This is a genomic window from Citrobacter portucalensis (genome assembly GCF_023374935.1).
Classification (GTDB): domain Bacteria; phylum Pseudomonadota; class Gammaproteobacteria; order Enterobacterales; family Enterobacteriaceae; genus Citrobacter; species Citrobacter portucalensis.
On sequence record NZ_CP092466.1, the window covers coordinates 557,317 to 584,265 of the forward strand.

The following is a 26,949-nucleotide window of genomic DNA, read 5'->3' on the forward strand; positions in this document are numbered from 1 at the left end:
CCCGTCTCGGTACCAAATCCCAGCAGTATTTGCATTTTTTACCCAAAACGAGTAAAATTTGCCACGTTTCAGGCGCGGGGTGGAGCAGCCTGGTAGCTCGTCGGGCTCATAACCCGAAGGTCGTCGGTTCAAATCCGGCCCCCGCAACCACTTTCCCTTAGAGTTCTTTTTCAAATATACTGTGAAGACTTAGGCCTTCGTAGCTGGATTTGAAAAAAATTCTTTCGGAAGGTTCTCCGAACCGCAGGTGCGGTTATAGGGTTCAGTTATCTAAAGCCCCGATTTATCGGGGTTTTTTGTTATCTGACTACAGAATAACTGGGCTTTAGGCCCTTTTTTTATGTCTTGGGGGTGGGCTTGTCCACATTAGAGCAAAAATTAACAGAGATGATTACAGCGCCAGTTGAAGCCCTGGGCTACGAACTGGTCGGCATCGAATTTATTCGTGGTCGCACATCCACACTGCGCATCTATATTGATAGTGAAGATGGCATCAATGTTGATGATTGTGCTGATGTGAGCCATCAGGTAAGCGCCGTGATGGATGTCGAAGACCCAATCACCGTTGCCTATAACCTGGAAGTCTCCTCTCCGGGTCTCGACCGTCCTCTGTTCACTGCTGAACACTACGTGCGTTTCCTGGGGGAAGAAGTCACGCTGGTTCTTCGTATGGCGGTACAAAACCGTCGTAAATGGCAGGGCGTTATCAAAGCGGTGGACGGTGAGATGATCACGGTCACAGTCGAAGGCAAAGATGAAGTGTTCGCGCTGAGTAATATCCAGAAGGCGAACCTGGTTCCCCACTTTTAACAGTCTGGATTGAGGTGAAAAGCCCGCGATGAACAAAGAAATTTTGGCTGTTGTTGAAGCCGTATCCAACGAAAAAGCGCTGCCACGCGAGAAAATTTTTGAAGCGCTGGAAAGTGCGCTGGCTACAGCAACAAAGAAAAAATATGAGCAAGAGATCGACGTTCGCGTAGAAATCGATCGTAAAAGCGGTGATTTCGATACCTTCCGTCGTTGGGTAATCGTAGAAGAAGTTACTCAGCCGACCAAAGAAATTACGCTGGAAGCGGCACGCTTCGAAGACGAAAGTCTGAACGTGGGCGAATATGTTGAAGATCAGATTGAATCTGTCACCTTTGACCGTATCACTACCCAGACCGCGAAGCAGGTTATCGTACAGAAAGTACGTGAAGCTGAACGCGCAATGGTTGTTGATCAGTTCCGCGAACATGAAGGCGAAATCGTCACCGGTGTGGTGAAGAAAGTAAACCGCGACAACATTTCACTGGATCTGGGCAGCAATGCTGAAGCTGTGATCCTGCGTGAAGACATGCTGCCGCGTGAAAACTTCCGCCCTGGTGACCGTATTCGTGGTGTTCTGTACTCAGTTCGCCCGGAAGCGCGCGGTGCACAGCTGTTCGTAACCCGTTCCAAGCCGGAAATGCTGATTGAGCTGTTCCGCATTGAAGTGCCGGAAATCGGCGAAGAAGTTATCGAAATTAAAGCGGCTGCTCGCGATCCGGGATCGCGTGCGAAAATCGCCGTTAAGACCAACGACAAGCGTATTGATCCGGTCGGCGCCTGTGTTGGTATGCGCGGTGCGCGCGTTCAGGCGGTTTCTACCGAACTGGGCGGCGAGCGTATCGATATCGTCCTGTGGGATGATAACCCGGCGCAGTTCGTGATTAACGCAATGGCGCCAGCAGACGTCGCTTCTATCGTGGTGGATGAAGACAAACACACCATGGATATCGCGGTTGAAGCCGGTAACCTGGCTCAGGCGATTGGACGTAATGGTCAGAACGTCCGCCTGGCTTCACAACTGAGCGGTTGGGAACTCAACGTGATGACCGTTGATGACCTGCAAGCGAAGCATCAGGCTGAAGCACATGCAGCCATCGATACCTTCACCAAATATCTCGATATCGATGAAGATTTCGCGACCGTTCTGGTGGAAGAAGGTTTTGCGACGCTGGAAGAACTGGCCTACGTGCCAATGAAAGAACTGCTGGAAATTGACGGCCTGGATGAACAGACCGTTGAAGCGCTGCGCGAGCGTGCTAAAAACGCACTGACCACTCTGGCACTGGCCCAGGAAGAAAGCCTCGGTGATAACAAACCGGCTGACGATCTGCTGAATCTGGAAGGATTGGATCGTGAGATGGCCTTCAAACTGGCGGCCCGTGGTGTTTGTACGCTGGAAGATCTCGCTGAACAGGGCATTGATGATCTGGCTGATATCGAAGGGTTGACCGACGAAAAAGCCGGTGAGCTGATTATGGCTGCCCGTAATATTTGCTGGTTCGGCGACGAAGCGTAATAAACTGTAGCAGGAAGGAACAGTATGACAGATGTAACCGTAAAAACGCTGGCTGCAGAGATACAGACTTCCGTAGATCGCCTGGTACAGCAATTTGCTGATGCCGGTATCCCGAAGTCTGCTGACGACTCTGTGTCCGCACAAGAGAAACAAACCTTACTGGCGCATTTGAACCGTGAAAACGGCTCAGCGCCGGATAAGTTGACATTGCAGCGTAAAACGCGCAGTACTCTCAATATTCCAGGTACCGGTGGAAAAAGCAAATCGGTACAAATCGAAGTCCGCAAGACACGCACCTTTGTGAAACGCGATCCGCAAGAGGCTGAACGCCTTGCCGCGGAAGAGCAGGCGCAGCGTGAAGCGGAAGAGCAAGCCCGTCGTGAGGCAGAAGAAGCTGCCAAACGCGAGGCGCAACAAAAAGCCGAACGTGAGGCCGCAGAACAAGCTAAGCGTGAAGCCGCTGATAAAGCGAAACGTGAAGCTGCGGAAAAAGACAAAGTGAGCAATCAACAGACCGACGATATGACTAAAACCGCCCAGGCCGAAAAAGCCCGCCGTGAAAATGAAGCCGCAGAACTGAAGCGTAAAGCGGAAGAAGAAGCACGTCGCAAGCTTGAAGAAGAAGCGCGCCGCGTAGCGGAAGAAGCTCGCCGTATGGCGGAAGAAAACGAGAAAAATGGTGTGAATAACGCTGAACCTGTCGAAGACACCAGTGATTATCACGTCACCACCTCTCAGCATGCTCGCCAGGCTGAAGACGAGAACGATCGTGAAGTTGAAGGCGGTCGTGGTCGTACTCGCAGCACTAAAGCTGCGCGTCCGGCGAAGAAAGGTAACAAACACGCTGAATCTAAAGCTGACCGTGAAGAAGCACGTGCAGCGGTTCGCGGCGGTAAAGGCGGTAAGCAGCGTAAAGGTTCCGCTCTGCAGCAGGGCTTCCAGAAGCCAGCTCAGGCCGTTAACCGTGACGTTGTGATCGGCGAAACCATCACCGTTGGCGATCTGGCGAACAAGATGGCGGTCAAAGGCTCTCAGGTCATCAAAGCAATGATGAAACTGGGCGCAATGGCGACCATCAACCAGGTCATCGACCAGGAAACCGCACAGCTGGTTGCCGAAGAGATGGGCCACAAAGTTATCCTGCGTCGTGAAAACGAGCTGGAAGAAGCAGTAATGAGCGACCGTGACACCGGCGCTGCGGCTGAACCGCGCGCACCGGTAGTGACCATCATGGGTCACGTTGACCACGGTAAAACGTCTCTGCTGGACTACATTCGTTCAACGAAAGTGGCCTCTGGCGAAGCGGGCGGCATTACTCAGCACATCGGTGCGTACCACGTTGAAACTGACAACGGTATGATCACCTTCCTGGACACCCCGGGTCACGCCGCGTTTACCTCCATGCGTGCTCGTGGTGCTCAGGCAACGGATATCGTTGTTCTGGTTGTTGCAGCAGACGACGGCGTGATGCCGCAGACTATCGAAGCTATCCAGCACGCGAAAGCGGCAGGTGTGCCGGTAGTTGTTGCAGTCAACAAAATCGATAAACCGGAAGCGGATCCAGATCGCGTTAAAAACGAACTGTCCCAGTACGGCATCATGCCGGAAGAGTGGGGCGGCGAGAGCCAGTTCGTTCACGTTTCTGCGAAAGCGGGTACCGGTATCGACGAACTGCTGGATGCTATCCTGCTGCAAGCCGAAGTACTGGAACTGAAAGCTGTGCGTAAAGGTATGGCGAGCGGTGCGGTTATCGAATCCTTCCTGGATAAAGGTCGTGGCCCGGTTGCTACCGTCCTGGTTCGCGAAGGTACCCTGAACAAGGGCGATATCGTTCTGTGTGGTTTCGAATACGGCCGCGTTCGTGCGATGCGTAACGAACTGGGTCAGGAAGTACTGGAAGCGGGTCCGTCCATTCCGGTGGAAATCCTCGGTCTGTCCGGTGTTCCGGCTGCGGGTGACGAAGTTACTGTTGTTCGTGACGAGAAGAAAGCGCGTGAAGTTGCACTGTACCGTCAGGGCAAATTCCGTGAAGTTAAACTGGCTCGTCAGCAGAAATCTAAACTTGAGAACATGTTCGCCAACATGACCGAAGGCGAAGTTCACGAAGTGAACATCGTGCTGAAGGCTGACGTACAGGGTTCTGTAGAAGCGATTTCCGACTCTTTACTGAAACTGTCTACCGACGAAGTAAAAGTGAAGATCATCGGTTCTGGCGTAGGTGGTATCACCGAAACCGACGCGACCCTGGCTGCGGCATCCAACGCGATTCTGGTTGGCTTCAACGTACGTGCTGATGCCTCTGCACGTAAAGTTATCGAATCAGAAAGTCTGGATCTGCGTTACTACTCCGTCATCTATCATCTGATCGACGAAGTGAAAGCAGCGATGAGCGGCATGCTGTCTCCGGAACTGAAACAGCAGATCATTGGTCTGGCTGAGGTTCGTGATGTGTTCAAATCACCGAAATTCGGCGCTATCGCAGGCTGTATGGTTACCGAAGGCACGATTAAACGTCACAACCCAATCCGCGTACTGCGCGACAACGTGGTTATCTATGAAGGCGAGCTGGAATCCCTGCGCCGCTTCAAAGATGACGTTAACGAAGTCCGTAACGGTATGGAATGTGGTATCGGCGTTAAGAACTACAACGACGTTCGCGTTGGCGATATGATCGAAGTGTTCGAGATCATCGAGATCAAACGTACAATTGCTTAAGGTTGTTCGGGTGTAGGCCGGATAAGGCGTTTACGCCGACATCCGGCAATGTAATGCCTGATGGCGCTACGCTTATCAGGCCTACAGCCTAATCACCGAATTATTTTCAAAAGGGGCTGAATGCCCCTTTTTTGTCTGGAGAATTTATTATGGCGAAAGAATTTGGTCGCCCGCAGCGTGTCGCGCAGGAGATGCAGAAAGAAATCGCACTCATCCTGCAACGCGAAATCAAAGACCCGCGTGTTGGTATGATGACCACCGTATCGGGTGTTGAGATGTCCCGTGATCTGGCATATGCCAAAGTATTCGTGACTTTCCTCAACGATCAGGACGAAGCTGCCGTGAAAAACGGCATTAAGGCACTGCAGGAAGCCTCTGGTTTTATCCGCTCTCTGCTGGGTAAAGCAATGCGTCTGCGTATCGTGCCTGAGCTGACCTTCTTCTACGACAACTCGTTGGTTGAAGGGATGCGCATGTCCAACCTGGTGACCAGCGTGGTGAAACATGACGATGAGCGTCGTGTGAACCCAGCGGACGACAGCAAGGAGGACTGATGAGTCGTCCTCGTCGTCGTGGTCGCGATATTCACGGTGTCCTGCTGCTGGATAAGCCGCAGGGCATGTCCAGCAATGACGTGCTGCAAAAAGTAAAGCGCATCTACAATGCCAACCGCGCGGGACATACCGGCGCGTTGGATCCGCTGGCGACAGGTATGCTGCCTATCTGCCTTGGTGAAGCGACAAAGTTTTCACAGTATTTGCTGGATTCTGACAAACGCTATCGCGTGGTTGCCCGTCTGGGCCAGCGTACTGACACTTCCGATGCCGACGGGCAGATCGTGCAGGAGCGTCCGGTAACCTTCACCGCAGAACAACTGGCGAGTGCGCTGGAGACTTTCCGCGGCGATATCGAGCAGATTCCGTCGATGTATTCGGCGCTGAAGTATCAGGGTAAGAAGCTGTACGAATATGCGCGTCAGGGCATTGAAGTGCCGCGTGAAGCGCGCCCGATTACTGTCTATGAGCTGCTGTTTATCCGTCATGAAGGTAACGAACTGGAGCTGGAAGTTCACTGCTCCAAAGGCACCTATATTCGTACCATCGTTGACGATCTCGGTGAGAAGCTGGGCTGCGGCGCGCACGTAACGTATCTGCGTCGTCTGACGGTCAGCAAGTATCCGGTGGATCGTATGGTCACGCTGGAACACCTGCGTGAGCTGGTCGAACAGGCAGAACAGCAGAACATTCCGGCGGCTCAACTGCTTGATCCTTTGCTGATGCCAATGGACAGTCCGGCATCGGACTATCCTGTTGTTAATTTGCCTTTAACATCGTCGGTTTACTTTAAAAATGGTAATCCGGTACGGACGACAGGCGCCCCGCTGGAAGGGCTGGTACGCGTGACGGAAGGTGATGACGACAAGTTTATTGGCATGGGGGAGATGGACGATGAAGGTCGTGTCGCCCCCCGCCGCCTGGTGGTTGAGTATCCTGCATAGCGCTCTCTGTCTTGCGATAAAAGGGCGCTGCGAGTAGAATACTGCCGCTTAACGTCGCGTGAATTGTTTAACAATCTGCGTGGCGTATACACAAAATCATTCGAGCTGCATCAAGGCGGCAAGTCTGAGGATCCTCAGGAGCTTACTTAGGTAAGTGACTGAGGTGAGCGGACGCAGCCAACGCAGAGTCAGTTTGAAGGATAAAGTGTATACACTGGGATAGCTGAATTAGAGATCGGCATCCTTTCATTCTTATCACTTTGGAGTTTTAAAATGTCTCTAAGTACTGAAGCTACCGCTAAAATCGTTTCTGAGTTTGGTCGTGATGCAAATGACACCGGTTCTACCGATGTTCAGGTTGCTCTGTTGACTGCACAGATTAACCACCTGCAGGGCCACTTTGCAGAGCACAAAAAAGATCACCACAGCCGTCGTGGTCTGCTGCGCATGGTTTCTCAGCGTCGTAAACTGCTCGACTACCTGAAACGTAAAGATGTTGCACGTTACACCGCGCTGATCGAGCGTCTGGGCCTGCGTCGCTAATTCTTTCGAGTTTCAGAAAGAGGGGGCCTTCATGGCCCCTTTTTTCCAGCAGATGGCAGCAATTCGCTGGAAACTAATGTATTGTTGCTATGAATGATCTTCCGTTGCAGAGGTTCGCGCGGCTAATGAGAGGCTTTACTCATGCTTATGGGTTAGGGTTGTCATTAGTCGCGAGGATGCGCAGAAGATCGGGTATTAACGATGGCGCAAAAATGTGCCGTCAAAAAATAGAGAAAGGATATTATTTTGCTTAATCCGATCGTTCGTAAATTCCAGTACGGTCAGCATACCGTTACGCTGGAAACCGGCATGATGGCGCGTCAGGCGACTGCCGCTGTTATGGTTAGCATGGATGACACCGCGGTATTCGTTACCGTTGTTGGTCAGAAAAAAGCGAAACCAGGCCAGGACTTTTTCCCGCTGACCGTTAACTATCAGGAGCGTACCTACGCTGCTGGCCGTATCCCGGGTAGCTTCTTCCGTCGTGAAGGCCGTCCGAGCGAAGGCGAAACCCTGATCGCGCGTCTGATTGACCGCCCGGTTCGCCCGCTGTTCCCGGAAGGCTTCGTTAACGAAGTTCAGGTTATCGCGACCGTTGTTTCCGTTAACCCGCAGGTTAACCCGGACATCGTGGCAATGATTGGTGCATCTGCTGCGCTGACTCTGTCTGGTATCCCATTCAACGGCCCGATCGGTGCTGCACGTGTTGGTTACATCAATGACCAGTACGTACTGAACCCGACTCAGGACGAACTGAAAGAAAGCAAGCTGGACCTGGTTGTTGCAGGTACTGAAGCAGCCGTACTGATGGTTGAATCCGAAGCTGAACTGCTGAGCGAAGACCAGATGCTGGGCGCTGTTGTGTTCGGTCACGAACAGCAGCAGGTTGTGATTCAGGCGATCAACGAGCTGGCGAAAGAAGCTGGCAAACCGCGTTGGGACTGGCAGCCAGAAGCCGTCAACGAAGCGCTGAACGCACGCGTTGCCGCACTGGCAGAAGCTCGCTTGAGCGATGCTTACCGTATCACTGACAAACAAGAGCGTTATGCTCAGGTTGACGTGATCAAGTCTGAAACCATCGCGACTCTGGTGGCTGAAGACGAAACCCTGGACGCTAACGAACTGGGTGAAATCCTGCACGCTATCGAGAAAAACGTTGTTCGTAGCCGCGTACTGGCAGGCGAGCCGCGCATCGATGGCCGTGAAAAAGACATGATCCGTGGCCTGGACGTGCGTACTGGCGTTCTGCCGCGTACCCACGGTTCCGCACTGTTCACCCGTGGCGAAACTCAGGCGCTGGTTACTGCGACCCTGGGCACCACTCGTGATGCGCAGAACCTCGACGAACTGATGGGCGAGCGTACTGACAACTTCCTGTTCCACTACAACTTCCCTCCGTACTGCGTAGGTGAAACCGGTATGGTCGGTTCTCCGAAGCGTCGTGAGATTGGTCACGGCCGTCTGGCGAAGCGTGGCGTACTGGCAGTAATGCCGGAACTGGATAAATTCCCGTACACCGTACGTGTGGTTTCTGAAATCACCGAATCTAACGGTTCTTCTTCCATGGCTTCCGTATGTGGCGCTTCCCTGGCGCTGATGGACGCAGGCGTGCCGATCAAAGCAGCCGTTGCGGGTATCGCGATGGGTCTGGTGAAAGAAGGTGACAACTTTGTTGTTCTGTCTGACATCCTGGGCGACGAAGACCACCTGGGCGATATGGACTTCAAAGTGGCGGGTTCCCGCGACGGTATCTCTGCACTGCAGATGGATATCAAAATTGAAGGTATCACCAAAGAAATCATGCAGGTTGCTCTGAACCAGGCTAAAGGTGCGCGTCTGCACATCCTGGGTGTGATGGAACAAGCGATCAACGCTCCGCGTGGCGATATTTCTCAGTTCGCTCCGCGTATCCACACTATCAAGATCAGCCCGGACAAGATCAAAGACGTTATCGGTAAAGGCGGTTCTGTTATCCGTGCTCTGACCGAAGAAACCGGCACCACCATTGAAATCGAAGATGATGGTACCGTGAAGATTGCTGCGACCGACGGTGAGAAAGCGAAATATGCTATCCGTCGTATCGAAGAGATCACCGCAGAGATCGAAGTAGGCCGTATCTACAATGGTAAAGTGACCCGTATCGTTGACTTTGGCGCATTCGTTGCCATCGGTGGCGGTAAAGAAGGTCTGGTACACATCTCTCAGATCGCTGATAAGCGCGTTGAGAAAGTGACCGACTACCTGCAGATGGGCCAGGAAGTACCGGTCAAAGTTCTGGAAGTTGATCGCCAGGGCCGTGTACGTCTGAGCATTAAAGAAGCAACTGAGCAGTCTCAGCCTGCAGGCGAACCGGAAGCTCCGGCAAGCCAGGGCGAGTAAGGTTGCCATTGCCCTCCGTGAAAGCGGAGGGCCTTTAACCCGGCAGGATGCCTTGTTAGCAACCGGGGAACCTGGACGTTCATTCAATCGTTGTCTTCGGGAGTGGGAAATGAAGCCTTTTTTGCGCTGGTGTTTCGTTGCGACAGCACTCACGCTGGCTGGATGCAGTAATTCCGCCTGGCGAAAGAGTGAAGTCCTCGCAGTACCATTGCAACCGACTTTGCAGCAGGAAGTGATTCTGGCACGTATGGAACAAATTCTTGCCAGTCGGGCTTTAACCGATGACGAACGCGCACAGCTTTTATATGAGCGCGGAGTGTTGTATGATAGTCTCGGTCTGAGGGCATTGGCGCGAAATGATTTTTCACAAGCGCTGGCAATCCGACCAGATATGCCTGAAGTATTCAATTACTTAGGTATATATTTAACGCAGGCAGGCAATTTTGATGCTGCCTATGAAGCGTTTGATTCTGTACTTGAGCTTGATCCAACTTACAACTACGCGCACTTAAATCGCGGTATCGCATTGTATTACGGCGGTCGCGACAAGTTAGCGCAAGATGATCTGCTAGCGTTTTATCAAGACGATCCCAATGATCCTTTCCGTAGTCTGTGGCTTTATCTTGCCGAGCAGAAGCTCGATGAGAAGCAGGCTAAAGAAGCGTTGAAGCAACGCTTTGAGAAATCGGATAAAGAGCAATGGGGATGGAACATTGTCGAGTTCTACCTGGGCAACATTAGCGAAGCAACGCTGATGGAACGCCTGAAGGCGGACGCAACGGATAACACCTCGCTCGCTGAGCATCTCAGTGAAACCAACTTCTATTTAGGTAAGTACTACCTAAGTCTGGGGGATTTGGACAACGCTACGGCATTGTTCAAACTGGCGGCGGCTAACAACGTTCATAACTTTGTTGAGCACCGATACGCATTGTTGGAATTATCGCTCCTGGGCCAGGACCAAGATGACCTGGCAGAATCGGACCAGCAATAGCTGACGTACACATCAGCCCGTAATCTTTTTTGATTGCCATCACCTTCACGGGTGAGGGCGTTGTTGTTCGTTAATACACCTACTTTGAGCCGGTTCACACTTTTCAATGAAAATTGCAGATCAATTTCATGATGAGTTATGTAGACTGGCCGCCATTAATTTTGAGGCACACGTACTACATGGCTGAATTCGAAACCACTTTTGCAGATCTGGGCCTGAAGGCTCCTATCCTTGAAGCCCTTAACGATCTGGGTTACGAAAAACCATCTCCAATCCAGGCAGAGTGCATTCCGCATCTGCTGGGCGGCCGCGATGTTCTGGGTATGGCCCAGACAGGTAGCGGCAAAACTGCAGCGTTCTCTTTACCGCTGCTCAACAATCTTGATCCTGAGCTGAAGGCACCTCAGATTCTGGTGCTGGCACCGACCCGCGAACTGGCGGTTCAGGTTGCAGAAGCCATGACGGATTTCTCTAAACACATGCGCGGCGTGAACGTGGTTGCCCTGTACGGCGGCCAGCGTTATGACGTGCAATTACGTGCCCTGCGTCAGGGGCCACAGATCGTCGTCGGTACGCCGGGTCGTCTGCTGGATCACCTGAAGCGCGGTACTCTGGACCTCTCCAAACTGAGCGGTCTGGTACTGGACGAAGCTGACGAAATGCTGCGTATGGGCTTCATCGAAGACGTTGAAACCATCATGGCGCAGATCCCGGAAGGTCATCAGACCGCTCTGTTCTCTGCAACCATGCCGGAAGCGATTCGTCGTATTACCCGCCGCTTTATGAAAGAGCCGCAGGAAGTACGTATTCAGTCCAGCGTTACTACCCGTCCTGACATCAGCCAGAGCTACTGGACTGTGTGGGGCATGCGTAAAAATGAAGCGCTGGTGCGTTTCCTGGAAGCAGAAGACTTTGATGCGGCGATTATTTTCGTACGTACCAAAAATGCGACCCTGGAAGTAGCAGAAGCGCTGGAGCGTAGCGGTTATAGCAGCGCTGCACTGAACGGCGACATGAACCAGTCCCTGCGTGAGCAGACTCTGGAGCGTCTGAAAGATGGCCGTCTGGATATTCTGATTGCAACCGACGTTGCGGCCCGTGGCCTGGACGTTGAGCGTATCAGCCTGGTTGTCAACTACGACATCCCGATGGATTCCGAGTCTTACGTTCACCGTATCGGCCGTACCGGTCGTGCGGGTCGTGCGGGTCGTGCGCTGCTGTTCGTTGAGAACCGCGAGCGTCGTCTGCTGCGTAACATCGAACGCACCATGAAGCTGACTATTCCGGAAGTAGAACTGCCGAACGCAGATCTGCTGGGCAAACGCCGTCTGGAAAAATTCGCCGCTAAAGTACAGCAGCAGCTGGAAAGCAGCGATCTGGATCAGTACCGTGCTCTGCTGGCGAAAATGCAGCCGGAAGAAGAGCTGGATATCGAAACGCTGGCAGCTGCACTGCTGAAAATGGCTCAGGGCGAACGTCCTCTGATCCTGCCGCCAGATGCGCCGATGCGTCCGAAACGCGAATTCCGCGACCGTGATGACCGTGGTCCGCGTGACCGTAACGATCGTGGCCCTCGTGACCGTAATGACCGTGGTGGTGAAGACCGTCCGCGTCGTGAACGTCGTGACGTTGGTGACATGCAGCTGTACCGCATTGAAGTGGGCCGTGATGACGGTGTTGAAGTTCGTCATATCGTTGGTGCGATTGCTAACGAAGGTGATATCAGCAGCCGTTACATCGGTAACATCAAGCTGTTTGCTTCCCACTCCACCATCGAACTGCCGAAAGGTATGCCGGGCGACGTGCTGCAGCACTTTACCCGTACTCGCATCCTGAACAAGCCGATGAACATGCAGCTGGTTGGCGATGCAGTTCCGCACACCGGTGGTGAGCGTCGTGGCGGTGGCCGTTTCAGCGGTGAGCGTCGTGAAGGCGGTCGCGGTGAAGGTCGTAACTTTAGCGGCGAACGTCGTGAAGGCGGTCGTGGCGATGGTCGTCGTTTCAGCGGCGAACGTCGTGAAGGCAACCGTGGTCCGCGTCGTGACGATTCTTCTGCTCCGCGTCGTGATGACTCTGCTGGTCGTCGTCGTTTCGGCGGTGATGCATAAGCCTTTTAGCTTTATAGCTGTAAAGTAAAATATACGGCCCCGATCTCAACAATCGGGGCTTTTTTTATTTCAATTGTACTCGTGTACTGGTACAGTGCAGCACATTGAGATGTAGTCACAATATAAATGACTGGAGAGATGGCTAAATGGCAACACTAACCACCACCCAAACGTCACCTTCGCTGCTCGGCGGCGTGGTGATCATCGGCGGCACCATTATTGGCGCGGGGATGTTTTCTCTGCCAGTGGTCATGTCCGGGGCGTGGTTCTTCTGGTCAATGGCGGCGCTGATCTTTACCTGGTTCTGCATGCTGCACTCCGGGCTGATGATCCTTGAAGCTAACCTCAATTACCGCATTGGCTCCAGCTTCGACACCATTACCAAAGATCTGCTGGGCAAAGGCTGGAACGTGGTGAACGGCATCTCGATTGCTTTCGTTCTCTATATTCTGACCTACGCGTATATCTCGGCGAGCGGGTCGATCCTGCATCACACCTTCTCCGAGATGTCGTTGAACGTTCCGGCGCGTGCGGCAGGTCTTGGCTTTGCGTTACTGGTGGCGTTTGTGGTGTGGTTAAGTACCAAAGCGGTGAGCCGCATGACGGCAATTGTGCTGGGCGCGAAGGTGATTACCTTTTTCCTGACCTTCGGCAGCTTATTGGGACACGTTCAGCCCACAACGTTGTTTAACGTGGCGGAAAGCAATGCTTCGTATACGCCGTACCTGCTGATGACGCTGCCGTTCTGTCTGGCCTCATTCGGCTATCACGGCAACGTCCCGAGCCTGATGAAGTACTACGGTAAAGATCCGAAGACCATCGTTAAGTGTCTGGTGTACGGCACGCTGCTGGCGCTGGTGCTGTATACCGTATGGTTGCTGGGGACGATGGGTAATATTCCGCGTCCGGAGTTTATCGGTATTGCGCAGCAGGGTGGTAACATTGATGTGCTGGTACAGGCGCTGAGCGGTGTACTAAACAGCCGCAGTCTGGATCTGCTGCTGGTGGTGTTCTCCAACTTTGCGGTGGCGAGTTCATTCCTCGGCGTTACGCTCGGTCTGTTTGACTATCTGGCGGATCTGTTTGGCTTTGATGACTCGGCAATGGGACGTTTCAAAACGGCATTGCTGACATTTGTCCCGCCAATTATCGGTGGCTTGCTATGGCCGAACGGTTTCCTGTACGCCATTGGCTATGCAGGACTCGCGGCAACCATCTGGGCCGCCATTGTTCCGGCGCTGCTGGCACGTAAATCCCGCGAGCGTTTCGGTAGCCCGAAATTCCGTGTCTGGGGCGGCAAGCCGATGATTGCGCTGATCCTGGTATTCGGTATCGGCAACGCGGTTATCCATATTCTGTCGAGCGTGAATCTGTTGCCTGTATACCAGTAGAACAATTGCCCGGTGGCGCTACGCTTACCGGGCCCACAGATATTGAGTAGGCCGGATAAGGCGCAGCCGCCATCCGGCACAAATAGTACTACCCCAATAATTCCTGCTTCACATCCATCGCCAAATCAAACGAATGTAGGCGTGCCTGATGATCAAAAATCTGACCGTTAACCATAATCTCATCAGCCTGGGTTTCACGCAAAATGGCGTCGAGACCATGCCGCACTTTTGCCTTATCACCGACCAGCGACATGCTCAGCGCCTGTTGTACGCCGTACTGCTCAGAAGCGGACCACAGCTGCTGCATATTCTCTACCGGCGGCGGTAGCTGGCCGGTTTCGCCACGACGCAGCTTCACAAATGCCTGCTGCATGGAGGTGAAAAGAAACTCGGCGTCGCGATTGCTGTCGGCGGCAATAATGTTGATGCACACCATCGCATACGGTTTTGCCAGCCGCGCTGAGGGTTTGAATTGGGTGCGATACAGATGCAGCGCCTGATGCAGCATATCCGGGGCAAAGTGCGAGGCGAAGGCAAACGGCAGACCAAGCTGGGCCGCCAGTTGTGCGCTGTACAGGCTGGAGCCTAATAACCAGACCGGGATCTGCTCGCCGTAGCCGGGAACCGGGCGTACATGGGGATTAGGATCGCGGGCGTCGAACCAGTCCACCAGTTCAGCGACGTCGCGTGGGAAGTTATCGATATCACCGCTCATATGGCGGCGCAGTGCGCGCATGGTTGGTTGATCGCTACCCGGTGCGCGACCAAGCCCGAGATCGATTCGTCCCGGATATAGCGTGTTCAGGGTACCGAACTGCTCGGCGATCACCAGCGGCGAATGGTTAGGCAGCATCACGCCGCCAGACCCGAGATGCAGCGTAGTGGTATTGGCAGCCAGAAAACCAATCAGCACTGAGGTTGCTGCGCTGGCGATGCCGGTCATGTTGTGATGTTCCGCCAGCCAATAGCGGTGGTAGCCGCGCTTTTCAGCCATTTGAGCGAGATCAAGCGAGTGTGTGAAGGCCTCTTTTGCCGAGGATCCTTCAGGGATCGGCGCCAGATCCAGCACCGAGAACGGAATAGTTTTGTCAGTCATAACGGCTCACTTTGTTACCGGTTAATCTTTTAATACTGCATTAAAGATTAGCGAATGTTGTTAACAAAGTGAGCTTTATACGGCGGGCACCGAATATAACATGTCCGATGGCGCTGCGCTTATCGGGCCTACGGGATCGCTATTTGTAGGCCCGATAAGGCATTTATGCCGCATCCGGCTAGGCCTGCAGCTCCAGTCCAGCCAGTCGCTTCCAGTAGCCGTTGCAGTCACTGTGGGCGGCAAGCGGTAATGGGGCACTGCCATTTTCATTGGCGCGGAAGGCGTCGAGCATGGCGAATGTTTCAGTGCCTGAAGGGGACAGACGCACAATATCAACCAGCCCCTGCATCGATGTCAGTTCGTTGCCGAGGTTGTAAACATAGCCGCTCATGGTCTGGATCCCGTTGAGGACAAAGACCTGCTGATTCTCCTGCGACAGCACATCGCGCCCGTTCGGGTATTTTATGCAGCAGGTTTCACACTCGTCTTTTGGACGGTCTTCAGAGCGTGCGGTAAAGCAGCGGGCAGAGTACGCCAGCGGCAGATGCCCGTAGCTCAGCACCTCAACTTCAAACTGATTGCGAATACCCAGCTCATCACACTGGTTGAGCAGGTTTGCCAGCCAGTCGCGGGAAAGCTCTACCGGCATACACCAGCGCACCATGCCTTGTTTGAGCAGAATACGCAGGGTAACCGCGTTGTAGCAGTTGAGCGCATGCCCGGCGACAAACGGCAGCTTACGCTCGGCGCACATGTTTACTACGCCGAGATCGCTGGCTTCCAGCAGGAAGTCACCGTTTTCGACATAGCGCTTCAGCTCTCCCAGTTCAGAAGAGGCCTGCACCAGCGCCAGTGTTGACAGCACAACCTGTTTACCGCTGCCAGCGAGCGATTTCGCCATATCGAGCCAGTCGCCCACTTTGGTGGCACGGCGTTTACTGCATACCGCTTCACCAAGATAGATAACGTCGGCCTGGCTTACGGCAGCCTGCTGATAAAAATCTTCCAGCGTTTCTTTCGGCCAGTACCACAGCACCGGCCCTAAGGAATATTTCATTGCTTCTCTCACTGCCATTTACGGTGATACGCACCAAGCGTGGTCTGCGTGCCTTCGGACATAGAACCGAGCGTTTCCATCCACGCGGCCTGCGGGACGTAGTTTTGCGGGTCGGCCATACAGCGGTCGATCGCCTGACGCCACACTTTCGCCACCTGGCTGACATAGGCCGGACTACGCTGACGACCTTCGATTTTCACCGAGGCAATATTGGCTGCCAGCAGTTCCGGCAGCAGCTCCAGCGTGTTCAGGCTGGTGGGTTCTTCCAGCGCATGATAGCGCTCGCCGTCAACCAGATAACGGCCTTTACACAGTGTGGGATAACCCGCGTTTTCTCCGTCCTGATAGCGGTCGATCAGCACTTCATTAAGGCGGGATTCCAGCCCTTGCTGGGTTTGCTGCCAGCGTACAAAACGGGCTGGAGAACAGGCGCCAACCGTGTTAGGCGACTCGCCCGTCAGATAGGACGAAAGATAGCAACGGCCTTCCGCCATAATGCACAGGCTGCCAAAGGCGAACACTTCCAGGGGAACTGGCGTGACGCGAGCGAGCTGCTTCACCTGATGAATAGACAGCACGCGCGGCAACACCACGCGGGCGACGTCAAAGTTGCGATGATAGAAATTAATCGCCTCTTCATTGGTTGCAGATGCCTGAACAGAGACATGGCGCTCAATATGCGGGTAGCGCTCTGCGGCATACTCAAGCATGGCGAGGTCGGCGAGGATTAGCGCATCTGCACCCAGTTGCGCCGCCATATCCACGGCACGTTGCCAGCGCGCGTAACCATCCGGATGCGCAAAGGTGTTAATCGCGATGTGCAGCTTACGGCGGTGCTGATGAACAAAACTCACCGCTTCCTGCAATTTTTTCTCGGTAAAATTAAGGCCGGCGAAATGACGGGCGTTGGTATCATCTTTCAGCCCGATGTAGACAGCATCAGCGCCGTTCTCGATGGCCGCCTTAAGCGCCGGGAGGTTTCCGGCAGGGCAGAGCAGCTCCATAATTTATCCTGAACGTTGCGCCGTGAAGGGCGCAGAAATGTTAACGAAGAGGGATTTTAGTTAACCTTGCTGAGACAATTTTTGATTTGAGGCAGTTAAAGTCGTATTGGTGACACCAATAAAGAGGTAACAATTTCGTAGCGAATTGTTGATTTATGCCGCTATGTCGTTTATTTGATATGGCAAAATAGCAGGACTATTGAAACAGGGAGTAAAGCTCGTGTTGGATAAACTGCGTTCACGCTTAGTACATTTTGGTCCTTCTCTGATGAGTGTACCGGTTAAACTGACGCCCTTTGCGCTAAAGCGCCAGGTTCTGGAACAGGTCCTGAGCTGGCAGTTTAGTCAGGCGCTGGCCGATGGGGAGCTGGAGTTTCTCGACGGCCGCTGGCTGAGCATTCATGTGCGTGACATTGGCCTCAAATGGTATACCTCTGTTGAGAACGATAAACTTATTGTCAGCCAGAATGCAGATGCGGATGTAAGTTTTAGCGCCGATGCCAGCGATCTGCTGATGATCGCGGCGCGCAAGCAGGATCCGGATACGCTTTTCTTCCAGCGTCGCCTGGTGATTGAAGGTGATACAGAATTAGGGCTGTATGTAAAAAATCTGATGGACGCCATCGAACTGGATCAGATGCCTAAAGCGTTGCGCGTCATGCTGATGCAGTTGGCGGATTTTGTTGAGGCGGGGATGAAAACGCCGCCAGAAACCAAACAGACTTCGGTAGGTGAGCCATGCTGATTCGAGTTGAAATTCCCATTGATGCCCCTGGTATTGATGCGCTGCTGCGCCGTTCATTTGAGAGCGATGCGGAAGCGAAATTAGTGCACGACCTGCGTGAAGATGGCTTCTTAACGCTGGGTCTGGTTGCGACTGATGACGAAGGTCAGGTAGTGGGTTACGTCGCGTTTAGTCCTGTCGATGTTCAGGGCGAAGATCTGCAATGGGTCGGCATGGCGCCGCTCGCGGTGGATGAAAACTACCGGGGGCAGGGGCTGGCGCGTCAGCTGGTCTATGAAGGACTCGATTCACTGAACGAGTTTGGCTACGCCGCGGTGGTCACACTGGGGGATCCAGCACTGTACAGCCGCTTTGGCTTTGAGCTGGCAGCCCATCATGACCTGCGCTGCCGCTGGCCGGGCACCGAAAGCGCGTTCCAGGTTCATCGCCTGGCGGACGATGCGCTGGAAGGCGTGACGGGCCTTGTGGAATACCACGACCACTTCAATCGTTTTTAAGCTCCGGGGTTTGCAGGCTGCTCAGTAGCGCCTCAAACCCTTCGCCTTCGACAAGGCGCTCTTTCTGCCGCTTGGTGAGCTGTTTGACGCGATACTCTATGCGCAGGGCTAGCGAACGGCCGCCAACCTGCGCCGCAAATGCCAACGTGAGTTCCCCCTTTCCGCGTAGCGCCTTCGCGCCTTTCCCACTTTGATGCTGCTTATAGCGGCGTTGCACATCGGTGGTTATTCCGGTGTATAAGGCGTTGTCCGCGGTACGGATCAGGTACAGATACCAGGGTGTCATTGTCACCATCGACGTGATAATTTTCAGGCCTACAGTATAAAAGAGAACAGAAATGGAAACACTGACTGCGGTGACCCGCTGGCTGGCAAAGCAGCACGTCGTGACCTGGTGCGTACATCATGAAGGTGAATTATGGTGCGCCAATGCGTTTTACCTGTTTGATGCGCAGAAGATGGTGTTCTATGTGCTGACCGAAGAGAAAACGCGGCATGCGCAGATGTCCGGACCACGCGCGCCGATTGCCGGTACAGTAAACGGTCAGCCTAAAACCGTCGCTCTGATTCGTGGCGTACAGTTCAAAGGGGAAATCCGGCGTCTTGAGGGGCAGGAGAGCGAAGACGCGCGTAAAGCCTACAACCGCCGTTTCCCCGTTGCCAGAATGCTGCCAGCGCCCGTATGGGAGATTCGACTGGATGAAGTCAAATTTACGGACAACACGCTGGGCTTCGGTAAAAAGATGCACTGGCTGCGTGATCTATAGTTAGAAGAGTGATTGAAGACTTGGGGAAGATAAGCGATGAGTCAGGTGTTAATAACGGGAGCCACGGGGTTGGTGGGCGGACATTTGCTGCGTATGCTGCTCAATGAACCCCGGGTCAATGCCATTACGGCACCAACGCGTCGACCGCTGGCAGATACGGTTGGTATCTATAACCCCCATGATCCGCAGCTAACCGATGCTTTGGCACAGGTCACCGATCCGGTCGATATTGTCTTTTGTTGTTTGGGGACTACCCGGCGTGAAGCGGGCAGCAAAGAGGCGTTTATCCATGCTGACTACACGCTGGTGGTAGATACGGCCCTGACGGGACGTAGGTTAGGCGCCCAGCATATGCTGGTAGTGAGTTCGATGGGCGCCAATGCGAATTCACCGTTTTTTTATAATCGGGTGAAAGGTGAAATGGAGCAGGCGCTGATCGCGCAGAATTGGCCACGGCTGACGATTGTCCGGCCTTCAATGCTACTGGGTGATAGGGACAAACAGCGGACGAATGAGATGTTTTTAGCGCCGTTGTTCAGGCTGCTACCGGGTAACTGGAAGTCGATTGAAGCGCGCGATGTTGCGCGGGCAATGCTGGCAGAAGCGCTGGCGCCTGGGCATGAAGGGGTTTCGATCCTGACCTCTTCCGAGCTACGCGAAAGGGCTAAATAAAAAAATGCCGGATGGCGCTGACGCTTATCCGGCCTACAAACGATTACGTTCTGTAGGCCGGATAAGATGCCACCATCTACAGGCGTGTTACTTAATAAACGTAAAGGCTGTCGTGACGCGTTTCACGCCGCTTACCCGGCTGGCGATATCCGCCGCCGCCTTCGCTTCACGCTCGGTCACCAGACCTAACAGGAACACTTCTCCGTTCTCAGTCGTTACTTTCACGTTAGAGGATTTCACCTGATCGCTGGTCAGCAACTGGGAACGTACTTTGGTGGTTATCCAGGTATCGTTGGACGCATCGCCCAGACCGATTGGCTGGCCCTGACGGATCTCATTAAAGACCTCAGTCGTACCTTCTACGCCCATCGCAATCTGTTTTGCTCGCGCAGACAGTTCGCTATTCGGCGACTGGCCGACCAGCAGCACTTTACCCTGATATGCGCTCACGTTGATTCGCGCTTCTTTCTTGATCTGGGCATCTTTCGACAATGCCGTATTGACGCGTAATTCCAGGGTACTGTCATCAACCTGGGTGCCGACACTACGAGGATCCGTCGCGGCTTTAGTCCCGACAGCTGCAGTTCCAACAACGGCGGCAGCGACACAGCCTTGCAGCAGCAGTGCAGCGATAATCACAGCAAGCGGCGAAAATGCCTTCATGTGTACTCCTTAATCATCCTGGTGAGGGAAAAGCGTGTTATCGATAAGATCGCAAAGGCAGTTGACCGTCAGCATGTGCATTTCCTGAACGCGGGCGCTGTGGTGTGAGGGTATACGGATTTCAACATCCTGTGGCCCCAGTAATCCGGCCAGTTCCCCTCCGTCATACCCGGTCAGCGCGACGATTGTCATGTCGCGTGTCACGGCGGCTTCAACGGCTTTTACGATATCGCGGCTATTACCACGCGTAGAGATTGCCAGCAGAACATCACCTGCATGTCCCAGCGCACGGACTTGTTTTGCATAAACTTCGTCGTGCAGGCGATCGTTGGCAATCGCAGTTAAGACCACATTATCAGTGTTTAGTGCAATCGCAGGTAAACTTGGGCGTTCTGTTTCAAAACGATTGATCATGCTGGCAGCAAAATGCTGTGCGTTGGCAGCGGACGTCCCATTACCACAACAGAGAATTTTGTTGCCATTGAGCAGGGACTGAACCAGCGTCATGGCGGCACGGGAGATTGCATCCGGAAGTGCTTCAGCCGCAGCTATCTGAGTTTGAATGCTTTCTGTAAAGCAGACTTTAATTCTATCTAACACGCTAATCCTTAAGAACCAGGCTCTGAATCTTCAACTATGAGCGGTCGTTGAACGCGTCCTTAAACCACTCAACATCATTTCCGGTGAAGGCTAACACATCGAACCGGCAATCCACAGTATCAAAACTCCCATTGTGGCGCGCAAGCCACAAGCGGGCGGTCTGTAATAATTTGTGTTGTTTGCTCCGGGTCACACTCGCCGCCGCACCGCCGAACTGTGCTGAGCGTCGGTAGCGAACCTCAACAAATACGGTGGTGTTGCCTTCACGCATTATCAGGTCGATTTCGCCGCCACGTTCACGCACATTGGCGGCGATAAAATGCAGTCCCTTGCTCAGAAGCCAGTCACGCGCGGTGGATTCCCACGCGTCACCGGTCTGTTTACTCGTTAACTGGCGGGGACGACTTGTCCTTGCTGGTATTTGAGCCATGATAACTTCCTGTTAATCACACAATCCTGCGTTGCGGTTAAGGCCCCGGTATTACCGTTAATTTCGAAACCCTGCACCTGACGCATTTGCGAGAAGTGGTTGGCAAGCGACCAGGCATCGACACCCATGGCATACATACGCGCCAGCGAGTAGTCGTTACGAACCGCGCCAAGCGCCTGCTGCATGAGAGGTGCGTTAGCGCCTGCCAGCATCGGAATTTCGCTGTACTGCAAGCCTTCCATCTCCAGACGGAAATCCGGGCCGGCAGTGCCCTGCGCACTACGAGAGCTGGCGTACAGCGTTGCTCCGCTCTGGCTGCCGTTGCGCATGGCGATCATCGGCTTAATAAATGCAATTTCTTCCGGCGTCGCCAGAATATACACGGCATCAACACGACCGCTGCCGCCGGTGATTTGTGCATCGGTAGGTGCTGCCGGGATGGTCAGACCGCCAATCGTTACGCCGGGTTGGGCTGGCACAGAGGAGGCCACGGGGCTGCCTGTCAGGGAAATCCCTGAGCCGCCGTTGACGCCCATTTTAAGTTCAGCGGTGGAGCCGAACTTCTGCTGCAATACCACGCCGCCACCCAGTTTTTGCCATTCCTGTGCAAAGGCGTTGGCAACGCGATCGCCTAATGAACTCCGTGGAATCAACAACAGCGGCGTCTGTTTTCCTTGATCGCGGATGTGGCGCGCGGCGTCGCGCGCTTCATCTTCTGGCGACAGGGCGAAGTAGCAGACATTCGGCAGATTTTTCACCGACTCCGGCTGGTTAAGCGCCAGGACGTTCAATGGCGTGTTGCTTTTCATCAGCTCTTCAACATTGTTCTTCAACAGTGGGCCAACCACGATGCTGGCGCCATCCTGCTGAACCTGAGTCAGGATCTGGTTCAGCGGCTGTGATGAAGTGTCGTAGATTTTCAGCTCAGCGGATGGATTCGCCGGTGCACTGGCTGTTGTTGGCTGAGCGGGTGTTGTGGGCTGCACAGCAGGTGTTTCTGGTTGAGCCGGCGTCTCGTTGGTCAGATCGCTTACTGACGCCTGAGACGGGCTGGCAACGCCGTCAGTCGTTTGCGGCTGTTCTGTGGTGGTCGCGGCAGCTGGAACTGCGGCAGGTGCGACAGCAACAGGGGCTGCGACAGGTTGAGTGCCCATGTTTTTCGCAGCTTCAAAGCCTTGCTGAATAGTCCGGCCAAATACAGCGGCCTGACCGTTCAGTGGTAACAGCAGGGCGATTTTGCTGGTGGAGGCGGGCTTAAAGCTCTGCACGTTAACCAACTGTGTTGGTAACAGTTTTGCCCCTGGGTTTTGCGGATAACGTTTCTGCCAGTCCGCAATACCGGCTTTCATCATGTCCGGATCGTTACGGTTATCGAACCAGACGCGCTGGAGATCCAGCCAGCCTTGCAGCACGTTTTCATCAGCATTGATGACCAGCGCCTGCGCTTGCTCCTGGGTCATGGACGACAGCGCCTGCCAGGTGGCGTCCATATTTTTCTGCTTAGCATTCGCGGCCAGCAGCGGTTCCTGGGCGATCAGGGCGCGCAGCAGCGTCAGAGATGGACGACCCTGGTTGACGTCGATTTGCGCCTGCCAGTAGCGTGCCTGTTGGTTTTGATCAAAATCGGCGGGAGTTAACTTATCCAGCAGGGCCTGTGCGCCAGCGACATCTTTCTGCGCGAGCTTAATCTCGACGGCTAGCAGTGACTGCTCACGCTGCTGGGTATCGCTTAGCTTCTGCGGTAGCTGGTTAAACAGTTCGATAGCCTGCTGGCTCTTGCCTTCTTTCAGCAGTGCACGAATGGCGAGTAATTGCCAGTTGGTCTTGCTATCATCTGAGCTTTGCTGCATTTGTTGCAGATAAAAGCCGGAATCAGCCTGCGCAGTGCCCTGCATATGGGCTGCACTCTGGTCTGGCGCCTGGGTGCCACAGCCTGCGAAAATCAGTGCTGCCAGAATGACTGGTAGCGCGCGTGCGGCTTTCAAACGAGAAAATGTTGAGGGTACCATACTGTATCCAGTGATATTTTTTTACTCAATGCTCAATATTAAATCGGCAATACGGACGACACAATGAAACAACACGAATCGGCGGATAATTCTCAAGGCCAACTCTTTATTGTACCTACTCCTATAGGAAATTTGGCTGATATTACCCAACGAGCGCTCGAAGTTTTACAAGCCGTTGATTTGATTGCCGCTGAAGACACCCGTCATACCGGATTATTGTTACAACACTTCGCGATTAACGCCCGTTTGTTTGCCTTACACGATCACAATGAGCAACAAAAAGCCGAGACGCTGGTGGCAAAGCTCAAAGAGGGGCAAAACATTGCGCTGGTTTCTGATGCCGGAACGCCGCTGATTAACGATCCGGGCTACCATCTGGTGCGTACCTGTCGCGAAGCGGGGATCCGCGTTGTTCCTCTGCCAGGCCCTTGCGCGGCGATTGCTGCCCTGAGCGCTGCTGGCCTGCCTTCCGACCGCTTCTGCTATGAAGGTTTTCTGCCTGCCAAATCGAAAGGCCGCCGCGATGCGATGAAAGCCATTGAGGCTGAACCGCGTACGCTTATTTTTTATGAATCCACCCACCGTTTGCTGGATAGCCTGGAAGACATGGTTGCCGTCTGGGGCGAATCCCGCTACGTGGTGCTGGCGCGTGAGCTGACTAAAACCTGGGAAACTATTCACGGCGCACCGGTTGGCGAACTGCTGGCGTGGGTCAAGGAAGATGAAAACCGTCGCAAAGGCGAAATGGTGCTGATTGTCGAAGGGCATAAAGCGCAGGAAGACGATCTTCCTGCCGATGCGCTGCGTACATTGGCCTTATTGCAGGCAGAACTGCCGCTGAAAAAGGCCGCCGCGCTGGCTGCTGAAATCCATGGCGTGAAAAAGAATGCGTTGTATAAGCACGCTCTGGAACAGCAGGGAGAGTAACAGGTCCTGGAGTAAACACCGGCTTGTCGGAAGAAATGTCGGAAGAACTTACTGAAAGCGTTGCAGCTAAAAGGCAAACTGCAACGCGTTGGGGCAACAAAGGGGGATGTGGTAAGTGCTGTAAACTTTACTTATCAGGATATTGCGAGCCGTCAATCAGGCAACTCACATTGCGGTGTAGCCATAAAAATGAAGCAGGAATAGTAGTAGTAATGGTGGCGGACAGATATTTTTCTACCGCGTCGCACTTCCCCTCACCGGCTATCAGCAGCAAGATCTCTTTCGCATTCAGGATGTCCTTCAACCCCAACGTAATGCCGCGAGTTACGCGATTGGCAGCCGTTTTTAACATGTCATGATGGCGCGTTTTTTCATCAAGTACACTGATATGGCAAAACGGTTCCAGGAGCTCTGCGGGTTCATTCAACCCCAAATGGCCGTTTTTTCCGATTCCCAGCACACATAAATCGAGGCCGCCCCGGCTGGCAATAATCTCTGTGATGCGTTTACATTCCTGCTCGTTAACATTTTCAGATTGAAAACCGACCAGTTGTTCTGCTCGTAAACCCAACGGTTGAGCGATGTGTTGTTGCAGGAAAGATTCACACGTTGCTGGTGAGTTCAGCGGAATACCGACCCACTCGTCCAGTTTCACAAAGACTACCTGCTCAAGAGCGATCTTACGTTGGTTAATTTTTTCGACAAAGTAGCGATAGGTGAGAAGCGGTGTGCCTCCTGTTGCCAGACAGATGGTTGCATCAGGTTTGTTCTGTATCAGCGTAATTAGCTGTTCGCTGGCGCGATCGCTTAATACGTCATAATTGTCGCAGTACTGGGTATATTGCATTTTTTGAGTCCTTTGAAGGAGGATGTTGCAGGCCGCTTCATCCTCTTTTCGTTTAAAGAATGCCAAGTGCTGACGAGATAATAGACAGTACAAACGTCACGCCGATTAACAGTACTGGATGTGCTTTTTTCACCCGCAACAGGTAGTACATCAGTAATGTGTATCCCATCGGTAAAATATTCGGGAATACTTTATCGAAAAAATCCTGCTGCAATGCCACGCTGTGGGTGCTATCGATTGCAAAAGACGTTACAACGTTAATGTGCACATAGGACGCGATAAGTCCGCCAATAACGGTGATCCCAAGAATCGTCGCTGAGCGGGCAATCATCTGCGAATTTTCCCGGACTTTATCGATAGCCTTAATCCCTACTGAATAACCGACATGCGTCCAGCCGACACGCAGGAAAAAGATCATCAAATAAACGGCGAAGAACAAAATAGGGCCCAGTATGTTTCCCTGGCTGGCGAAAGAGGAGCAGATACCAGCCATAATAGGCAGTAAGGTGAACCAGAAAATAGCATCACCGATCCCCGCGATAGGCCCGAACAACGCGACTTTCAAGCCTTTAATGGTGTCGCGGTTTTCTCCCTTTTCTTCCATTGAGATCAGCAATCCCATCAGAAAACCGACCAGGTTAGGGTGGGTATTAATAAATTCTAAATGATCTTTCATCGCCGCACTGAGACCGGCTTTATCGTCCTTATAGATTTTTTTTAGTACCGGGAGCATAGCCCAGGTAAAACCACCTGCCTGCATCCTTTCATAGTTAAAGCTGGCCTGAAGAAGTGACGAGCGAAAGCCAAGGCGAGTAATGTCTTTTTTACTGATTTCAGATCCCATTGCTATAGTCCTCTTCTTCATTGTTTTTATTGGCTACAGGCTGAGGTTGAGCCTGCTGTTTGGCTTTTGCATTGAAAAACTCATATACGGCGAAGCCTGCGCCCAATACGGCGACGGGCAGAAGGTTGTTGACCTGGATGTAGCAAACGAAGAGGAAGCCAGCAATCAGATAAGGTATGTACTGTGCTTTGAACATCACGCGGAGTAACAAACCAAAACCGACTGCGGGTAAAATGCCTCCGGCCACTTCAAATCCATGTGTTAACCAGGCGGGCATGGCTTTTACCAGTGACTGCATAGCGCCCTGCGCCAGATATGTACACAGGAAGGCGATGATGGCGTAAGAAGAAGCAACAATCAGTGTTGTCAGCCAATTCAGACGCGTAAATGCGCTTGTGTTTGCTTCTTTCGCGCAGTTATCGGCTTTTGCCATGAACAGAGAGAATGCTGAGTAAAAGAATAATATTACGTATTGCATTAGAAGGCTGAAGGGCAAACCAAGGCCGATGGCCGTTTTGGCATCCACGCCGGTAGACCATGCGATAACCGTGGTCATTAAACCGGCCATGATTGGATTAGGTGGCTGTACACCTCCTGCGGGGGTCAGGCCGGCAAAAGCCAACTCGGTTAAACCACCCGTTATCAAGCCAATGTGAATATCACCCAGAATTGCGCCAGTTAAAGTACATACAATAATCGGTCTGAATAAAAATAAGGCTTCCAGCCAAAAATCAATTCCCAACAAGAAAACTAATGCAGCCAGGGATATACCCTGAATAAGGGTTATTTCATGCATATAGATCACCTCAAGTAAATAAATCCTTTTATTTTGAAAAA

The 26,949-nt window shown here is 53.1% G+C and carries 27 protein-coding genes and 1 tRNA gene; 17 read left to right on the plus strand and 11 right to left on the minus strand.

Translation table 11 applies throughout. The features are described from left to right. Positions 1-73 precede the first annotated feature (73 nt). The 12 genes from LY264_RS02720 to mtr all read left to right on the plus strand — a co-directional run bounded on the left by LY264_RS02720 (position 74) and on the right by mtr (position 13,954). Positions 74-150 (plus strand) — tRNA-Met (locus LY264_RS02720). A 207-nt stretch (positions 151-357) separates the two neighbouring features. Beyond that, on the plus strand, positions 358-810 hold the full coding sequence (rimP, locus tag LY264_RS02725; protein ID WP_003024996.1) for a ribosome maturation factor RimP: 453 nt from the start codon (positions 358-360) through the stop codon (positions 808-810). A gap of 28 nt (positions 811-838) precedes the next feature. Continuing rightward, positions 839-2,326, plus strand: coding sequence for a transcription termination factor NusA (gene nusA, locus LY264_RS02730; protein ID WP_003024992.1), 1,488 nt, complete (start codon positions 839-841; stop codon positions 2,324-2,326). A 24-nt stretch (positions 2,327-2,350) separates the two neighbouring features. Then, on the plus strand, positions 2,351-5,041 hold the full coding sequence (gene infB, locus LY264_RS02735) for a translation initiation factor IF-2 (protein WP_003828710.1): 2,691 nt from the start codon (positions 2,351-2,353) through the stop codon (positions 5,039-5,041). A gap of 149 nt (positions 5,042-5,190) precedes the next feature. Further along, positions 5,191-5,595 carry a 30S ribosome-binding factor RbfA gene (rbfA, locus tag LY264_RS02740; protein ID WP_003024988.1) on the plus strand — a complete coding sequence of 135 codons (405 nt, stop codon included), beginning with the start codon at positions 5,191-5,193 and terminating at the stop codon, positions 5,593-5,595. Beyond that, positions 5,595-6,539, plus strand: coding sequence for a tRNA pseudouridine(55) synthase TruB (truB, locus tag LY264_RS02745; protein ID WP_048225707.1), 945 nt, complete (start codon positions 5,595-5,597; stop codon positions 6,537-6,539). Before rbfA ends, truB begins: the two co-directional genes overlap by 1 nt. 273 nt (positions 6,540-6,812) lie before the next feature. Then, on the plus strand, positions 6,813-7,082 hold the full coding sequence (rpsO, locus tag LY264_RS02750; RefSeq protein WP_000059465.1) for a 30S ribosomal protein S15: 270 nt from the start codon (positions 6,813-6,815) through the stop codon (positions 7,080-7,082). 246 nt (positions 7,083-7,328) lie between these two features. Next, on the plus strand, positions 7,329-9,461 hold the full coding sequence (gene pnp, locus LY264_RS02755; RefSeq protein WP_008785911.1) for a polyribonucleotide nucleotidyltransferase: 2,133 nt from the start codon (positions 7,329-7,331) through the stop codon (positions 9,459-9,461). Between the two features lie 109 nt (positions 9,462-9,570). Next, a complete protein-coding gene (nlpI, locus tag LY264_RS02760; RefSeq protein WP_071692231.1) occupies positions 9,571-10,455 on the plus strand; it encodes a lipoprotein NlpI in 885 nt (294 codons plus the stop codon). 106 nt (positions 10,456-10,561) lie between these two features. Next, a complete protein-coding gene (gene yrbN, locus LY264_RS02765; protein WP_010723222.1) occupies positions 10,562-10,642 on the plus strand; it encodes a protein YrbN in 81 nt (26 codons plus the stop codon). Beyond that, entirely contained in the window at positions 10,635-12,563 is a 1,929-nt protein-coding gene (locus tag LY264_RS02770; protein ID WP_003828643.1) for a DEAD/DEAH family ATP-dependent RNA helicase, read from the plus strand. The genes yrbN and LY264_RS02770 overlap by 8 nt, the downstream gene beginning before the upstream one ends. 146 nt (positions 12,564-12,709) lie before the next feature. Continuing rightward, positions 12,710-13,954, plus strand: a complete 1,245-nt coding sequence (mtr, locus tag LY264_RS02775; protein WP_003828642.1) for a tryptophan permease — start codon at positions 12,710-12,712, stop codon at positions 13,952-13,954. A gap of 88 nt (positions 13,955-14,042) precedes the next feature. Here mtr and LY264_RS02780 read toward each other — a convergent pair whose 3' ends face one another. From LY264_RS02780 to ubiU, 3 genes are all read right to left on the minus strand, one after another. After that, a complete protein-coding gene (locus tag LY264_RS02780) occupies positions 14,043-15,050 on the minus strand; it encodes a luciferase-like monooxygenase (RefSeq protein ID WP_048225705.1) in 1,008 nt (335 codons plus the stop codon). 178 nt (positions 15,051-15,228) lie between these two features. Continuing rightward, positions 15,229-16,107 (minus strand): U32 family peptidase, encoded by an 879-nt coding sequence (locus LY264_RS02785; protein WP_020996351.1) that lies wholly within the window; start codon positions 16,105-16,107, stop codon positions 15,229-15,231. Positions 16,108-16,115: 8 nt separating this feature from the next. Further along, positions 16,116-17,111 (minus strand): ubiquinone anaerobic biosynthesis protein UbiU, encoded by a 996-nt coding sequence (gene ubiU / locus LY264_RS02790; RefSeq protein ID WP_003024971.1) that lies wholly within the window; start codon positions 17,109-17,111, stop codon positions 16,116-16,118. Between the two features lie 220 nt (positions 17,112-17,331). Between ubiU and ubiT the strand changes: the two genes are divergently transcribed. Continuing rightward, positions 17,332-17,856, plus strand: coding sequence for a ubiquinone anaerobic biosynthesis accessory factor UbiT (gene ubiT / locus LY264_RS02795; RefSeq protein WP_043017774.1), 525 nt, complete (start codon positions 17,332-17,334; stop codon positions 17,854-17,856). After that, the gene (locus LY264_RS02800) at positions 17,850-18,353 is read left to right on the plus strand and encodes a GNAT family N-acetyltransferase (protein ID WP_003024966.1); all 504 of its coding nucleotides are present in this window, start codon (positions 17,850-17,852) and stop codon (positions 18,351-18,353) included. Before ubiT ends, LY264_RS02800 begins: the two co-directional genes overlap by 7 nt. Here the strand turns inward: LY264_RS02800 and LY264_RS02805 are convergent. Then, positions 18,340-18,639, minus strand: coding sequence for a GIY-YIG nuclease family protein (locus tag LY264_RS02805; protein ID WP_048225702.1), 300 nt, complete (start codon positions 18,637-18,639; stop codon positions 18,340-18,342). The two genes, LY264_RS02800 and LY264_RS02805, sit on opposite strands and share 14 nt — an antisense overlap. 52 nt (positions 18,640-18,691) lie before the next feature. Between LY264_RS02805 and LY264_RS02810 the strand changes: the two genes are divergently transcribed. Beyond that, positions 18,692-19,120 (plus strand): YhbP family protein, encoded by a 429-nt coding sequence (locus LY264_RS02810; RefSeq protein ID WP_048225701.1) that lies wholly within the window; start codon positions 18,692-18,694, stop codon positions 19,118-19,120. A gap of 36 nt (positions 19,121-19,156) precedes the next feature. Beyond that, positions 19,157-19,792, plus strand: a complete 636-nt coding sequence (locus LY264_RS02815) for an NAD(P)H-binding protein (RefSeq protein WP_003828632.1) — start codon at positions 19,157-19,159, stop codon at positions 19,790-19,792. A gap of 87 nt (positions 19,793-19,879) precedes the next feature. Here LY264_RS02815 and dolP read toward each other — a convergent pair whose 3' ends face one another. Genes dolP through LY264_RS02835 form a run of 4 tightly spaced genes read right to left on the minus strand, consistent with a single transcriptional unit; the run spans position 19,880 to position 23,494 of the window. Then, positions 19,880-20,455 carry a division/outer membrane stress-associated lipid-binding lipoprotein gene (dolP, locus tag LY264_RS02820; protein WP_008785904.1) on the minus strand — a complete coding sequence of 192 codons (576 nt, stop codon included), beginning with the start codon at positions 20,453-20,455 and terminating at the stop codon, positions 19,880-19,882. 9 nt (positions 20,456-20,464) lie between these two features. Then, a complete protein-coding gene (gene diaA / locus LY264_RS02825) occupies positions 20,465-21,055 on the minus strand; it encodes a DnaA initiator-associating protein DiaA (RefSeq protein ID WP_003024948.1) in 591 nt (196 codons plus the stop codon). Positions 21,056-21,089: 34 nt separating this feature from the next. Next, positions 21,090-21,485 carry a YraN family protein gene (locus LY264_RS02830; RefSeq protein ID WP_003828625.1) on the minus strand — a complete coding sequence of 132 codons (396 nt, stop codon included), beginning with the start codon at positions 21,483-21,485 and terminating at the stop codon, positions 21,090-21,092. Beyond that, the gene (locus LY264_RS02835) at positions 21,443-23,494 is read right to left on the minus strand and encodes a penicillin-binding protein activator (protein WP_048225700.1); all 2,052 of its coding nucleotides are present in this window, start codon (positions 23,492-23,494) and stop codon (positions 21,443-21,445) included. Before LY264_RS02835 ends, LY264_RS02830 begins: the two co-directional genes overlap by 43 nt. Positions 23,495-23,557: 63 nt before the next feature. On the opposite strand from LY264_RS02835, the gene rsmI reads away from it, so the two are divergent. Then, entirely contained in the window at positions 23,558-24,421 is an 864-nt protein-coding gene (rsmI, locus tag LY264_RS02840) for a 16S rRNA (cytidine(1402)-2'-O)-methyltransferase (RefSeq protein WP_003024942.1), read from the plus strand. Between the two features lie 127 nt (positions 24,422-24,548). Here rsmI and LY264_RS02845 read toward each other — a convergent pair whose 3' ends face one another. The 3 genes from LY264_RS02845 to agaC are packed head-to-tail and all read right to left on the minus strand — an operon-like array spanning position 24,549 to position 26,908. Continuing rightward, complete coding sequence (locus LY264_RS02845; RefSeq protein WP_048225698.1) at positions 24,549-25,268, minus strand: galactosamine-6-phosphate isomerase; 720 nt, start codon at positions 25,266-25,268, stop codon at positions 24,549-24,551. Positions 25,269-25,320: 52 nt separating this feature from the next. Then, positions 25,321-26,112 carry a PTS galactosamine transporter subunit IID gene (gene agaD, locus LY264_RS02850; protein ID WP_048225696.1) on the minus strand — a complete coding sequence of 264 codons (792 nt, stop codon included), beginning with the start codon at positions 26,110-26,112 and terminating at the stop codon, positions 25,321-25,323. Beyond that, positions 26,102-26,908 carry a PTS galactosamine transporter subunit IIC gene (agaC, locus tag LY264_RS02855; RefSeq protein WP_048225694.1) on the minus strand — a complete coding sequence of 269 codons (807 nt, stop codon included), beginning with the start codon at positions 26,906-26,908 and terminating at the stop codon, positions 26,102-26,104. The genes agaD and agaC overlap by 11 nt, the downstream gene beginning before the upstream one ends. Between the last annotated feature and the right edge of the window lie 41 nt (positions 26,909-26,949).